The organism is Pseudomonas sp. FBCC-B1565, assembly GCF_059133265.1.
Genome location: NZ_CP101438.1, coordinates 4407195 through 4419194, shown reverse-complemented (window position 1 = coordinate 4419194; position 12000 = coordinate 4407195). Strand labels below are relative to the sequence as shown.

Annotated in this window: 12 protein-coding genes and 1 pseudogene; 7 read left to right on the top strand and 6 right to left on the bottom strand. The window is 62.6% G+C overall.

Annotation, left to right across the window (positions count from 1 at the left end; genetic code table 11):
• Positions 1-86: 86 nt before the first annotated feature.
• A complete protein-coding gene (selD, locus tag NL123_RS20310) occupies positions 87-1121 on the top strand; it encodes a selenide, water dikinase SelD (protein ID WP_494356209.1) in 1035 nt (344 codons plus the stop codon).
• Complete coding sequence (gene mnmH, locus NL123_RS20305) at positions 1121-2224, top strand: tRNA 2-selenouridine(34) synthase MnmH (RefSeq protein WP_494356208.1); 1104 nt, start codon at positions 1121-1123, stop codon at positions 2222-2224. Before selD ends, mnmH begins: the two co-directional genes overlap by 1 nt.
• Here the strand turns inward: mnmH and NL123_RS20300 are convergent.
• Both NL123_RS20300 and NL123_RS20295 read right to left on the bottom strand, forming a co-directional pair.
• A complete protein-coding gene (locus tag NL123_RS20300) occupies positions 2214-3269 on the bottom strand; it encodes a permease (RefSeq protein ID WP_248487539.1) in 1056 nt (351 codons plus the stop codon). The two genes, mnmH and NL123_RS20300, sit on opposite strands and share 11 nt — an antisense overlap.
• Positions 3270-3313: 44 nt before the next feature.
• Entirely contained in the window at positions 3314-4015 is a 702-nt protein-coding gene (locus tag NL123_RS20295; RefSeq protein WP_058425588.1) for a hypothetical protein, read from the bottom strand.
• 256 nt (positions 4016-4271) lie between these two features.
• Here NL123_RS20295 and NL123_RS20290 point away from each other — a divergent pair, with 256 nt between their 5' ends.
• From NL123_RS20290 to NL123_RS20275, 4 genes are all read left to right on the top strand, one after another.
• A complete protein-coding gene (locus NL123_RS20290) occupies positions 4272-4970 on the top strand; it encodes a glutathione S-transferase N-terminal domain-containing protein (RefSeq protein WP_058425587.1) in 699 nt (232 codons plus the stop codon).
• A gap of 3 nt (positions 4971-4973) precedes the next feature.
• On the top strand, positions 4974-5816 hold the full coding sequence (locus tag NL123_RS20285; RefSeq protein ID WP_494356207.1) for a PhzF family phenazine biosynthesis protein: 843 nt from the start codon (positions 4974-4976) through the stop codon (positions 5814-5816).
• A gap of 117 nt (positions 5817-5933) precedes the next feature.
• Positions 5934-6908, top strand: a complete 975-nt coding sequence (gene hemB, locus NL123_RS20280) for a porphobilinogen synthase (RefSeq protein ID WP_071495098.1) — start codon at positions 5934-5936, stop codon at positions 6906-6908.
• A 145-nt stretch (positions 6909-7053) separates the two neighbouring features.
• A complete protein-coding gene (locus tag NL123_RS20275) occupies positions 7054-8139 on the top strand; it encodes a DUF1615 domain-containing protein (RefSeq protein WP_494356206.1) in 1086 nt (361 codons plus the stop codon).
• Here NL123_RS20275 and NL123_RS20270 read toward each other — a convergent pair whose 3' ends face one another.
• Positions 8140-8925: a DUF4349 domain-containing protein gene (locus tag NL123_RS20270; protein WP_248487545.1), complete on the bottom strand. Its 786-nt coding sequence runs from the start codon at positions 8923-8925 to the stop codon at positions 8140-8142.
• A gap of 102 nt (positions 8926-9027) precedes the next feature.
• Here NL123_RS20270 and NL123_RS20265 point away from each other — a divergent pair.
• Positions 9028-9141, top strand: a pseudogene (locus NL123_RS20265) (PaaI family thioesterase); the annotation flags it as partial.
• A gap of 145 nt (positions 9142-9286) precedes the next feature.
• Here NL123_RS20265 and NL123_RS20260 read toward each other — a convergent pair.
• The 3 genes from NL123_RS20260 to NL123_RS20250 are packed head-to-tail and all read right to left on the bottom strand — an operon-like array spanning position 9287 to position 11872.
• Positions 9287-10468, bottom strand: coding sequence for an acetyl-CoA C-acetyltransferase (locus NL123_RS20260; RefSeq protein WP_494356205.1), 1182 nt, complete (start codon positions 10466-10468; stop codon positions 9287-9289).
• Positions 10469-10479: 11 nt separating this feature from the next.
• Positions 10480-11139, bottom strand: a complete 660-nt coding sequence (locus NL123_RS20255; RefSeq protein WP_010211320.1) for a CoA transferase subunit B — start codon at positions 11137-11139, stop codon at positions 10480-10482.
• 34 nt (positions 11140-11173) lie between these two features.
• Positions 11174-11872 carry a CoA transferase subunit A gene (locus NL123_RS20250; RefSeq protein WP_058425579.1) on the bottom strand — a complete coding sequence of 233 codons (699 nt, stop codon included), beginning with the start codon at positions 11870-11872 and terminating at the stop codon, positions 11174-11176.
• Between the last annotated feature and the right edge of the window lie 128 nt (positions 11873-12000).

Sequence of the window (12000 nt, the reverse complement as noted above, 5' to 3'; positions counted from 1 at the left end):
ACCAAACGGCCGGCTGCGCTCAGATGAGTCCAGCCGGCTTTTTGCTGTCTGTTAGAATTCGCGCACTTGATAGCGTGAGGTCCTACATGAACGAGCCGATTCGTCTTACCCAGTACAGCCACGGCGCGGGGTGTGGCTGCAAGATATCGCCCCAGGTGCTGGAAGTGATCCTTGCCGGCAGCGGCGCACAGAACCTCGACCCCAAGCTGTGGGTGGGCAACGCTTCGCGTGACGATGCGGCGGTCTACGCCATCGACGACGAGCGCGGCGTGGTCTCCACCACCGACTTTTTCATGCCGATTGTCGATGATCCCTTCGATTTCGGGCGGATTGCCGCCACCAATGCCATCAGTGATATCTACGCCATGGGCGGCGATCCGCTGATGGCCATCGCCATTCTGGGCTGGCCGGTGAACGTGCTGGCGCCGGAGATTGCCCGCGAAGTGATCCGTGGCGGCCGTTCGGTGTGCGACGAAGCCGGCATTCCTCTGGCGGGCGGGCATTCCATCGACGCCCCGGAGCCGATCTTCGGCCTGGCCGTGACCGGCATCGTGCAAAAGCGCCATATGAAGCGCAACGACACCGCCACCGCCGGTTGCCGGTTGTATCTCACCAAGCCCATCGGCATCGGCATCCTCACCACCGCCGAGAAGAAGGGCAAATTGCGCGAGGCGGATATCGGCCTGGCCCGCGACTGGATGTGCACCCTGAACAAGCCCGGCAGCCGTTTCGGCAAGTTGGCGGGGGTGACGGCGATGACCGATGTCACCGGTTTCGGCTTGTTGGGCCACCTGGTGGAAATGGCTGACGGCAGCGGCGTGACCGCACGTATCGAATACGCAAAGGTTCCACGGCTGGCCGGGATCGAGGACTACCTGGACCAGGGCTGTATGCCTGGCGGCACTTTGCGCAACTTCGACAGTTATTCGAGCAAGGTGGGACGCTTGCAGGAACTGCACAAACGCGTGCTGTGCGACCCGCAGACCAGCGGCGGCCTGTTGATCGCCGTCATGCCCGAGGGCGATGCCGAATTCCACAGCGTGGCGGCTGAACTGGGCCTGGTCCTGGAACCTATCGGCGAGCTGGTCGAGCGACAGACCCACGCGGTTGAGGTGATTTGATGGCAATCGATATCACCGACTACCGCGACATTTTCCTCAACGACCGGCCGATGATGGATACCCGCGCGCCGATCGAGTTCACCAAGGGCGCGTTCCCGGGGGTGATCAACCTGCCGCTGATGACCGACGACGAACGCCAGCGCGTCGGCACCTGCTACAAGCAGCAGGGCCAGCAGGCCGCCATCGTGCTCGGGCATGAGCTGGTGTCCGGCGCTATCAAGGCCGAGCGTATCGAGCAGTGGGCGCGGTTCGCCCAGGCCCACCCCGAGGGCTACCTCTACTGTTTCCGTGGCGGGCTGCGTTCGCAGATCGTGCAGCAATGGCTCAAGACCGAAGCCGGCATTGAGTATCCCCGTGTCGGCGGCGGCTACAAGGCCATGCGCACCTTTTTGCTGGAGACGGTTGAGCAAGCCTCCATCGAGTGTGACTTCGTGTTGCTCGGCGGTATGACTGGCACCGGCAAGACCGAAGTCCTCGGCCAGTTGCGCAATGCCCTGGACCTGGAAGGCCACGCCAACCATCGTGGCTCCAGCTTCGGCAAGCGCGCCACGGCGCAGCCGTCCAACATCGACTTCGAAAACCGCCTGGCCGTGGACCTGCTGAAAAAGCGTGCCGCAGGTATCGAGCAGTTCGTGGTCGAGGACGAAAGCCGCATGATCGGCAGTTGCGCGCTGCCGCTGGCGTTGCACAAGGGCATGCAGACGTTCCCGATGGTGTGGCTGCAGGACAGCGTAGAGGGGCGGGTCGAGCGCATCCTGCGCGACTATGTGGTGGACCTGTGCGCCGAATTTGTCGAGGTGTTCGGCGATGCCGGCCAGGCGCTGTTCGCCGAGCGCCTGACCCAGAGCCTGGGCAATATCCATAAGCGCCTGGGCGGCGAACGCTTCCAGCGCTTGCAGGCGATCTTGCAGTCGGCTCTGGCGGAGCAGGCCCGCAGCGGTGATGTGCACCTGCATCGCGCCTGGATCGAAGGGCTTCTGCGTGAATATTATGACCCGATGTACGCCTTCCAGCGTGAAAGCAAAGGCGCACGGATCGAGTTCGCAGGGGAGCAGGGCGCCGTGGTGGAATATTTGCGCGAGCGCGCGCTGATCAGAGGATAGCCGCGCCGATCAACCCACACACCACCCCCACCAACATCGTTAAGCCTGCCACCGTCACCAGCACCCGCGCATCGAAGTCCTTGCGCAGCATCAGCAGGGACGGCAGGCTCACGCTCGGCAGGGTCATCAGCAAGGCCACGGCCGGGCCGGTGCCCATGCCCAGGGTCATCATGGTTTGTACGATGGGGATTTCGGCAGCGGTGGGAATCACGAACAACGTGCCGACAATCGCCAGCGGCACCAGCCATACCAGGCTGTTGGCCATGGCGCCGTCGACATGGGGGAATAGCCACACCCGTGCGGCACCCAGGATCAACACGGCCAGGATGTACACCGGGATCGTGCTCCAGAACAACTGCCACAGGGTCCGCAGCCAACGGCCGAGGAACGGCTGGGACTCAACCGCGCTGACCTCGGCCACTGCGCCCAGCGCCGCTTCCGGCACCTGGTCCGGGCGGGCGATACGTTGCGCGATCAGCGACACGCCCACCACCAGCACAATGCCCGCCACCAGCCGCAATGCGGTGAAGCCCCAACCCAGCACAAAGCCCATGAACACCAGGGTCGCCGGGTTCAGCACCGGGTTGGCGATCCAGAACGCGAGTGCCGCGCCCACCGATACCTGCTGCCGACGCATGCCGGCCGCGACCGGAGCCGCGCAGCAACTGCACATCATACCCGGCAGGGCGAACAGCCCGCCGCGTACAGTCGAACCCAGCCCGGCACGGCCGAACAGGCGCAGCAGCCAGTCGCGGGGGATCAGCACTTGCAGGAGGGAGCCCAGGATCACCGCCAGCACGGCAGCCTTCCAGATCGCCAGGAAGTACACCTGGGCATACGCCAGCGCAGCCGCCAGGGGCGAGCTTTGCTGGTCGTTGAGAATCGAGGCGCCAATGCTGTGGTTATCGGCGGCGACGAAGGCCTTGAAGTAATAGGGCGACCACTTCACGTAGTAGAGGCCGACGCAGGCGACCAGCAGGAACAGCGCTGGTTTCCACCAGAACGACCAGCCCCGGTTGGGCTGGGTGGAGGCGAGGTTGGGCATGGTGATGATCCGCAGATGAGTCAATAGCGGCGCATCATACGCCCTCAGCTCTCGGCGCTCACCTGGGTAGGTTGCGGGCAGGTTTCTTCGCCATTGTTCAGGCCCTGCTTGTAGTTGCGGCTCAGCAGCGAGGCCTTGCCGTTGTGCCAGGTCAGTGTCAGCACATACAGCGTGTCGTAGTCGCTGCCGGACCAGTCGTCGGTGATGGTGTGTTTTTCGCCGGACGCTTCGCTCGCCACCTTGTTGATCAGCTCCGGCAGGTAGCCGTGGGACCAGGCGGTGTAGATGATGGAGTTGTGGTACTTGTCTTCGACCAGCTCGTCGGCGAGGGCACTGGTGTCATTCGCGGAAAACTTGATGTTGACCGGCAGGCCGAGCTTGATCGCGCTGGGGCTGATGGTCATCAGCGGGCGAATATAGCTGTAGGAATTGTCCAGCTCGCCTTCCTCCACATTGCGTGTCGGGTTGGCGGCGAAGACGAAATTGGCCTTGCCGAACTTTTCTGGCAAAACCGTGGCCAGGTTCATCGCCCGGTTGAGACCCTGGCAATTGAGCTGGCCCAGGCCACCGGCGGGTTTTTCACCGTGGCGCAGGAAGACCAGGGTTTGCACGCCGTCAACCTGGTCGGCGTTGCTGATCCGTGACTCCAGGCTCAGATCGATAGCGCCGCCGACCAACAATAGCGGCAACAAAATGTAGGAATAGCGTTTCAGTCGTTGTACTAGGCGCAGAGGCTTGATCGTCATTGTAGGTTCGAGTCTTCATGCGTCACGTTAAGGCAGACACGCCTGGCCACGATGACGCCTGGGGCGCCTGCGGTGTTCCCTGTCGAAATAACGAGGTGCCTCCATTCACCGCTTGAGCGCAGTTAAGAGTGCCCAAGGGCGTATTGGTTCGCCCTAACGGGATAATAGCCAGCAGTTGTTGCGTATTGATGACCCATGCAGGACGCTCGCCAGATGACTATCATGGGGGCTTTCAGCACACACATAGGGCTTCCCGATGAACCCACTTGCCGCTTTCCCGATCAATAGCAAATGGCCCGCCCAGCATCCCGAGCGCCTGCAACTGTACTCGCTGCCAACCCCCAACGGGGTAAAAGTGTCGATCATGCTCGAAGAGCTCGGCCTGCCCTATGAAGCGCATAAAGTCAGCTTCGAGACCCAGGACCAGTTGTCTCCCGAGTTCCTGTCGCTGAACCCCAACAACAAGATCCCCGCGATCATTGACCCTAATGGCCCCAGCGGCCAGCCGCTGGCGTTGTTCGAGTCCGGCGCGATCCTGATCTACCTGGCGGAAAAATCCAGCCAGTTGCTCTCCGAGGACCCGGCGACACGTTATGAAACCATTCAATGGCTGATGTTCCAGATGGGCGGCATCGGCCCGATGTTCGGCCAGCTGGGCTTCTTCAACAAATTCGCCGGCAAGGCCTACGAAGACAAGCGCCCGCGTGACCGTTACGCCGCCGAATCCCGGCGCCTGCTCGACGTGCTGGAAAAACGCCTGCTGGGCCGTACCTGGATCATGGGCGACGAGTACAGCATCGCCGACATCGCCACCTTTCCGTGGGTCCGTAACCTGATCGGTTTCTACGAATCCGGTGACATTGTCGGCATTGCCGACTTTCCAAACGTACTGCGCGCGCTGGATGGTTTCGTCGCACGGCCGGCGGTGATCCGTGGCCTTAATATTCCGAGTTGAAGCATGCCGACTTTCGATTTCAAACAGCTGGACGTGTTCAGCCGCGTGCCGCTCAAAGGCAACCCGCTGGCAGTGGTGTTCGCTGCAGACAGCCTCAGCGACCAACAGATGGCGGATTTCGCCAACTGGACCAACCTCAGTGAAACCACGTTCTTGCTGACGCCGCGTGATCCCCGTGCTGACTACCGGGTACGGATTTTCACCACCTTGACGGAGCTGCCTTTTGCCGGGCACCCGACGTTGGGCAGTTGTTATGCCTGGCTGCAGGCAGGGGGTGTTCCCAAGGGTGAGGAGATAATCCAGGAGTGCGAAATCGGCTTGGTGCGTATCCGTCGCCAAGGCGATGAACTGGCATTTATCGCGCCGCCGTTATTGCGCGCCGGTGCCGTGGACGCGCCGTTGCTGGAGCGTGTGCGCCTGGGCTTGGGCCTGGAGCCCGGGGTCATCGTGCGCAGTCAGTGGGTGGACAATGGCGCCGGCTGGCTCGCGGTGATGCTGGCAGACCGCGACCAGGTCCTGGCGTTGCAGCCGGACTATGCGCAACTGTTGGGGCTGGCCGTGGGTGTGATCGGCCCCTGTGACGCCGGGCGCGACGATGTGGACGCGCAATTTGAAGTGCGTGCCTTTATCGCCGGCGACGGCGCCCAGGAAGACCCGGCCACCGGCAGCTTGAACGCCGGCCTTGCGCAATGGTTGCTCAGCGAGGGCCTGGCCCCCGAGCGCTACGTGGTCAGCCAGGGCACGGCTATTGGCCGGGCAGGGCGGATCGGCGTTGAGCGCCAGGGCGATGAAATCTGGATCGGTGGTGCTGTTTCGGTGTGCATCGACGGGCGTGTACAGCTCTAGATCAATAAATTGTTACCGCCCACGCAATACACTATTGGCCCCTCGGCGTTTGTGCTGCCGGGGCCTGGGGGCATAAGCTTTCGGCCCAAAGATTTTCTGCCTTGCGATAGGACCACCATGACCAGCCAGTTCCCCCAAGCCCGTCCACGCCGCCTGCGCCGCTCCCCGGAGCTGCGTGGCCTGTTCCAGGAAACCGAATTCACCCTCAACGACCTGGTGCTACCGATTTTCGTCGAAGAAGAAATCGACGACTTCGTGCCGATCACCAGCATGCCGGGCGTGCAGCGCATCCCTGAGAAGAAACTGGCCGGCGAGATCGAGCGTTATGCCCGTGCCGGCATCAAGTCGGTGATGACCTTCGGTGTGTCCCACCACCTGGACGCCAGCGGCAGCGACACCTGGAAGGAGCGCGGCCTGGTCTCGCGCATGTCGTCGATCATCAAGGATGCCGTGCCGGAAATGATCGTGATGTCCGACACCTGCTTCTGCGAATACACCGACCATGGCCACTGCGGTGTGATGCACGGCGCCCATGTCGATAACGACGCGACGCTGGTTAACCTCGGCAAGCAGGCCGTGGCCGCTGCCCGTGCCGGTGCCGATGTCATTGCCCCTTCGGCGGCGATGGACGGCCAGGTCCAGGCGATCCGCCGTGCCCTGGATGACGCCGGTTTCACCCATATCCCGATCATGGCTTACTCGACCAAATTCGCCTCGGCCCTCTACGGCCCGTTCCGCGAAGCCGGCGGCAGCGCGCTCAAGGGCGACCGCAAGAGCTACCAGATGAACCCGATGAACCGCCGCGAAGCCGTACGTGAATCGCTGCTGGACGAACAGGAAGGCGCGGATGCGCTGATGGTCAAGCCGGCCGGTGCCTACCTCGACATCATCCGTGACATCCGCGAAGCTTCGCGCCTGCCGGTAGCGGCGTACCAGGTGAGCGGCGAATACGCGATGATCAAGTTCGGCGCCCAGGCCGGGGCGATCGATGAGGACCGCGTGGTGCGTGAGACCTTGGGCTCGATCAAGCGCGCGGGTGCGGACTTGATCTTCACCTACTTCGCGATGGACCTGGCGTTGGCGGGGATCTAGAACCATAACAGGTAAAATGTGGGAGGGGGCTTGCCCCCGATTGCGTTGGATCAGTCTACACATACAGTGACTGATACTCCGCCATCGGGGGCAAGCCCCCTCCCACGTCAACCATGCCCGGCCCGTCGTCGCCCAAGGAAGCCCCATGTACTCAAGCCGCCTGATCCTGTGCCTTGCCACTTTGATGGTACTGGCCGGTTGCTCCACCACGCGCAACCCGCAACAGCCGCAGCGCAGCGAGGCCGAGGTGAAAGCGCAGGTCGTGCGCCTGCTGCCGGCCAAGGTGGCTGATCGCGAGGGCTGGGCCCAGGACATCTACACGGCCTTCAACACCCAGAACATCTACCCCAGCACGGAAAACATCTGCGCCGTGCTGGCGGTGACCGAGCAGGAGTCGACCTATCAGGTCGACCCGCCGGTGCCCAACATGGGCAAGATCGCCCAGGACGAAATCCTGCGGCGTGCCGGCAAAGTTCATGTGCCGGCGTTTGTCGTGCGCAGCGCCCTGCAACTGCGCTCACCCAGCAGCAAGACCTACGCCGACCGCCTCAATGCTGCGCGCACGGAGAAGGACCTGAGTGGCATCTTCGATGACTTCATCAGCATGGTGCCCCTGGGCAACACGTTGTTTGGTGGTTTCAACCCGGTGCATACCGCAGGCCCGATGCAGGTGAGTATCGACTTTGCACAGAAACAGGCGCGGGGTTATCCCTACACGGTGGATGGCACAATTCGTCGCGAAGTCTTCACCCGTCGTGGCGGCATGTACTTCGGCATTGCGCACTTGCTGGGTTACCCGGTGAGCTACGACCGGCCGCTGTATCGCTTTGCCGATTTCAATGCCGGTTGGTACGCCAGCCGTAATGCCGCGTTCCAGGCTGCCGTCAGCCGCGTCTCGGGCACCGAACTGGCCCTGGATGGAGATCTGATTCGCTACGGCTCGCTGCTGCCCGGCACCACCGAGTTGGCGGTGCGTTCATTGGGCGCGAAGCTGGACATGCGCAACCCCAGCATCCGTAGCCAGCTGGAGCAGGGCGAGCAACTGAATTTCGAGGAAACCACCCTGTACAAACGCGTGTTTGCCCTGGCCGACAAGGCCGCCGGCAAGCCGATGCCACGGGCCATCCTGCCGGGCATCGTGCTCAAGAGTCCCAAGATCACCCGTAACCTGACCACGGCGTGGTTTGCCCAGCGGGTGGATGAGCGCTATCAGCGCTGCCTGAAGCGCTGATCAGGTGCGGCGTTTGACAAAACGCCGCCACAGACACACCCACAACCACAGCACCGGGAACGCCAGGATCACGAACGGCAGCACATAGCTTGATCGCTCCAACGCGTCGGCGGTGCCGTCGACCAGGTTGTCGCCCAGGTTGCTGAACATCCGGCTGAACCGCGATTGCTGATTTGCCCCGTCAGAGGAGCGGAAATTCAGCGTCACCCGGTTAGTGTCCAGGCGACGTTGCTGGCCGGCAGCAACCTGGGCCAGTTCCTGTAGCTCGTTTTCTATGCCGGCCTGTTCCTTGCTCAAGGCGATCAGGTCACTGACGGTGATGTCCTTGCGCTTGGCCAACTCATCCAGTCGTTGTTGTTGAGCCTGCAGGCGGTCCTGGCGGCGGCGTACGTCGGCGACGGCATCGGCCAGGTCCTCGGCGGTGGTGATGCGCTGGCCGAGTGTGCCGCCTTCAGCCGCCATGGCGACCATCGGTTCGACACCGGTTGGCGCGATGCGCAGGATGATCTGGCCGCCACTGCCGTCTTCGGTGATGCCGAGGATATTGCAGGCGCCAAAGCGCGCGGTTTCGCAGGCTTCGCGGGTGGCCTGCATGCGCGGCGCGAGCAGTGCACCAGGCAGGGCCAGGCTCAGCTCATGCTCGTAGGCCAGTTGCGCGCCCGCGCGGCTTTGTTCGCCGTTGATTACCCGTGCGCGGGACTGATCCTTGGGCGAACAGCCGGCAACGGCCAGCGCTGCCAGCAGGAACAGGAGATAGGGTTTTGGCTTGCCGTCCAGATGGCGCATTGCGGTTCCTTGGCAGGTACGGGGGAATTTGACGGCGATTAAAGCGGGTCTGATGGATTAACGCAAAGCATCGGAGGGGATTTGTGCGGCTGATGGTGATGGCCGTTGCCGTTGATTACAGCAAGCATGACCTTGGATTACTCGGGCGCGGTGCAGGTGGGGGAGAAGGTGGTGGCGCGGGCGAGTGCGGTGTTTGCGGTGCCACAGCCTCAGTGAGGCAGATAAAGAAAAGGCCTGGTTTTCGTGGAACCAGGCCTTTTCTGCGTTGCTCTTTTTTCTAGAGGGCTGCTGCGCAGCCCGACGCGGGGCAAGCCCGCTCGCCACAGCAAGCTAGCTCACCACGGCGAGCCTGCGCCTACCGTCAGGCGCGTTCGAGGGCGAGGGCTACGCCTTGGCCGCCGCCGATGCACAGGGTCGCCAGGCCTTTCTTGGCATCGCGCTTGATCATTTCGTGCAGCAGCGTTACCAGCACGCGGCATCCCGAGGCGCCGATCGGGTGGCCGATGGCGATGGCGCCCCCGTTGACGTTGACCTTGTCGGCGTCCCATTCCAGCTCTTTGCCCACCGCCAGGGATTGCGCGGCGAAGGCTTCGTTGGCTTCGATCAGGTCCAGGTCGCCCAGGCTCCAACCGGCTTTGTCCAGGCAACGGCGGGTGGCCGACACCGGGCCGATGCCCATGATCGCCGGGTCGACGCCGGCGTTGGCGTAGCTGGCAATGCGCGCCAGTACCGGCAGGCCGAGGGCCTTGGCCTTGTCGGCGCTCATCAGCAACACCGCAGCGGCGCCGTCGTTGAGGCTGGAGGCGTTGCCGGCGGTGACGCTGCCGTCTTTCTTGAACGCCGGTTTCAGCTTGCCCAGGGATTCGGCAGTGGTGCCGGCGCGTGGCTGTTCATCCACGGCGAAGGCCACCGGGTCGCCTTTGCGCTGGGGGATCAGGATCGGTGTGATCTCATCGACAAACCGCCCCGCCTCGATAGCGGCAGCGGCTTTCTGCTGGGAGGCAGCGGCGAACGCATCCTGGGCTTCACGGCTGATGCCGTACTTGTCCACCAGGTTCTCGGCAGTGATGCCCATGTGGTAATCGTTGAACGCGTCCCACAGCCCATCGGTGATCATGCTGTCGATCATCTTGGCGTGGCCCATGCGCAAACCGGTGCGCGCGGCGGGTAGCACGTACGGAGCCAGGCTCATGTTTTCCATGCCGCCGGCGATGATTACCTCGGCGTCGCCGCAACGGATGGCCTGGGCGCCCAAGTGCAGGGCCTTGAGGCCCGAGCCGCAGACTTTGTTCAAGGTCAGGCTGGGCACCGCGTGGGGCAGGCCGGCCAGGATCGACGCCTGGCGCGCCGGGTTCTGGCCTGAGCCTGCGGTGAGGACCTGGCCGAGGATCACTTCATCCACTTCGGCCGGGTCGAGGCCGGTCTGCTCCAGCAGGCGACGGATCACGGCGGCGCCCAGTTCCGATGCCGGAATGTTCGCCAGCGAACCCTGGAAGCTGCCCACGGCGGTGCGGGTGGCAGCAACAATCACGACGTCTTGCATGGAATCTGTCCTCACTGGAAGTGCATTTCTGGAACGTGGTCCGGGACGATCAGTTTACCGGCGGTCTTGCTCACTATCTCTTCAACGCTGACGCCAGGTGCGCGTTCCTTGAGGACAAAAGCGCCATTTTCGATTTCCAGGTACGCCAGGTCCGTCAATACGCGCTTGATGCAGTGGGCGCCGGTCAGCGGCAGGCTGCATTGGCTGAGCAGCTTGGACTCACCGTCCTTGGACGCATGGGTCATGATCACGATGATGTTTTCCGCACCGGCCACCAGGTCCATGGCGCCGCCCATGCCTTTGACCAGCTTGCCGGGGATCATCCACGAAGCGATGTTGCCTTGTACGTCGACTTCAAACGCACCGAGCACGGTAAGGTCGACGTGGCCGCCACGAATCATCGCGAACGACTCGGCGGACGAGAAGATCGACGCGCCGATACGGGCGGTGACGGTCTGTTTGCCGGCGTTGATCATGTCGGCATCAATGGTTTCTTCGGTAGGAAAAGGACCCATGCCCAGCAGGCCGTTTTCCGATTGCAGCATCACTTCCATGCCTTCGGGGATGTAGTTGGCCACCAGGGTCGGAATGCCGATGCCGAGGTTGACGTAGAAGCCGTCCTGCATTTCGCGGGCGACGCGTTGAGCCATTTGTTCGCGGGTAAGAGCCATTTTATGTGTCCTTATTGTTCGGGCTGGAGGCGGATTACTTGCGCACGGTGCGCTGTTCGATGCGCTTCTCGAACGTGCCGCAGATGATCCGGTCGACGTAGATGCCAGGGGTGTGGATCTGCGCCGGGTCCAGCTCGCCCGGTTCGACGATTTCTTCGACTTCGACCACGGTGATCTTGCCGGCGGTGGCGGCCAACGGGTTGAAGTTCTGGGCGGTGTGGCGATAGATGACGTTGCCGAAGTGGTCGGCTTTCCAGCCTTTGACGATGGCGAAGTCGCCGGTGATGGATTCTTCCATCAGGTACGGGCGACCGTTGAACTCGCGGGTTTCCTTGCCTTCGGCAACCGGGGTGCCAACGCCGGTGGCGGTGAAGAAGGCCGGGATGCCGGCGCCGCCTGCGCGCATTTTCTCGGCCAGGGTGCCTTGGGGGGTCAGCACCACTTCGATTTCGCCGCTGAGCAGTTGCTTCTCGAACAGGGCGTTTTCACCGACGTAGGAGGCGATCACCTTGCTGATCTGTTTTTGCTCCAGCAGCACGCCCAGGCCAAAGCCGTCGACGCCGCAGTTGTTGGAAACCACGGTAAGGTCGCGGGTGCCTTTGCGCTTGATCTCGGCAATGAGGTTTTCCGGAATGCCGCACAGGCCAAAACCGCCGGAGAGTACGGTCATGCCGTCCTCCAGGCCCGCCAGTGCTTCCTCGTAGGACGCCACGCGTTTATCGAAACCTGCCATATGCACCTCTTTTATTGTTTGTGGGCCAGCCAATGAATCGAGTGTTGCTCCGTCGGATTGATTTGTTAAGTTGTTTTTTAAGGTTGATTGATTTAAAAAACAGCATAGTTGCCTGGCCGTTTGGAGTA

Excerpts from the sequence above, each read along its gene's own strand:
- NL123_RS20270 (WP_248487545.1), bottom strand. The coding sequence starts at position 8,925 with ATGCGCCATCTGGACGGCAAGCCAAAACCCTATCTCCTGTTCCTGCTG.
- NL123_RS20255 (WP_010211320.1), bottom strand. The coding sequence starts at position 11,139 with ATGGCTCTTACCCGCGAACAAATGGCTCAACGCGTCGCCCGCGAAATG.
- NL123_RS20300 (WP_248487539.1), bottom strand. The coding sequence starts at position 3,269 with ATGCCCAACCTCGCCTCCACCCAGCCCAACCGGGGCTGGTCGTTCTGG.
- NL123_RS20260 (WP_494356205.1), bottom strand. The coding sequence starts at position 10,468 with ATGCAAGACGTCGTGATTGTTGCTGCCACCCGCACCGCCGTGGGCAGC.
- selD (WP_494356209.1), top strand. The coding sequence starts at position 87 with ATGAACGAGCCGATTCGTCTTACCCAGTACAGCCACGGCGCGGGGTGT.
- NL123_RS20290 (WP_058425587.1), top strand. The coding sequence starts at position 4,272 with ATGAACCCACTTGCCGCTTTCCCGATCAATAGCAAATGGCCCGCCCAG.
- NL123_RS20295 (WP_058425588.1), bottom strand. The coding sequence starts at position 4,015 with ATGACGATCAAGCCTCTGCGCCTAGTACAACGACTGAAACGCTATTCC.
- NL123_RS20250 (WP_058425579.1), bottom strand. The coding sequence starts at position 11,872 with ATGGCAGGTTTCGATAAACGCGTGGCGTCCTACGAGGAAGCACTGGCG.
- mnmH (WP_494356208.1), top strand. The coding sequence starts at position 1,121 with ATGGCAATCGATATCACCGACTACCGCGACATTTTCCTCAACGACCGG.
- NL123_RS20285 (WP_494356207.1), top strand. The coding sequence starts at position 4,974 with ATGCCGACTTTCGATTTCAAACAGCTGGACGTGTTCAGCCGCGTGCCG.
- hemB (WP_071495098.1), top strand. The coding sequence starts at position 5,934 with ATGACCAGCCAGTTCCCCCAAGCCCGTCCACGCCGCCTGCGCCGCTCC.
- NL123_RS20275 (WP_494356206.1), top strand. The coding sequence starts at position 7,054 with ATGTACTCAAGCCGCCTGATCCTGTGCCTTGCCACTTTGATGGTACTG.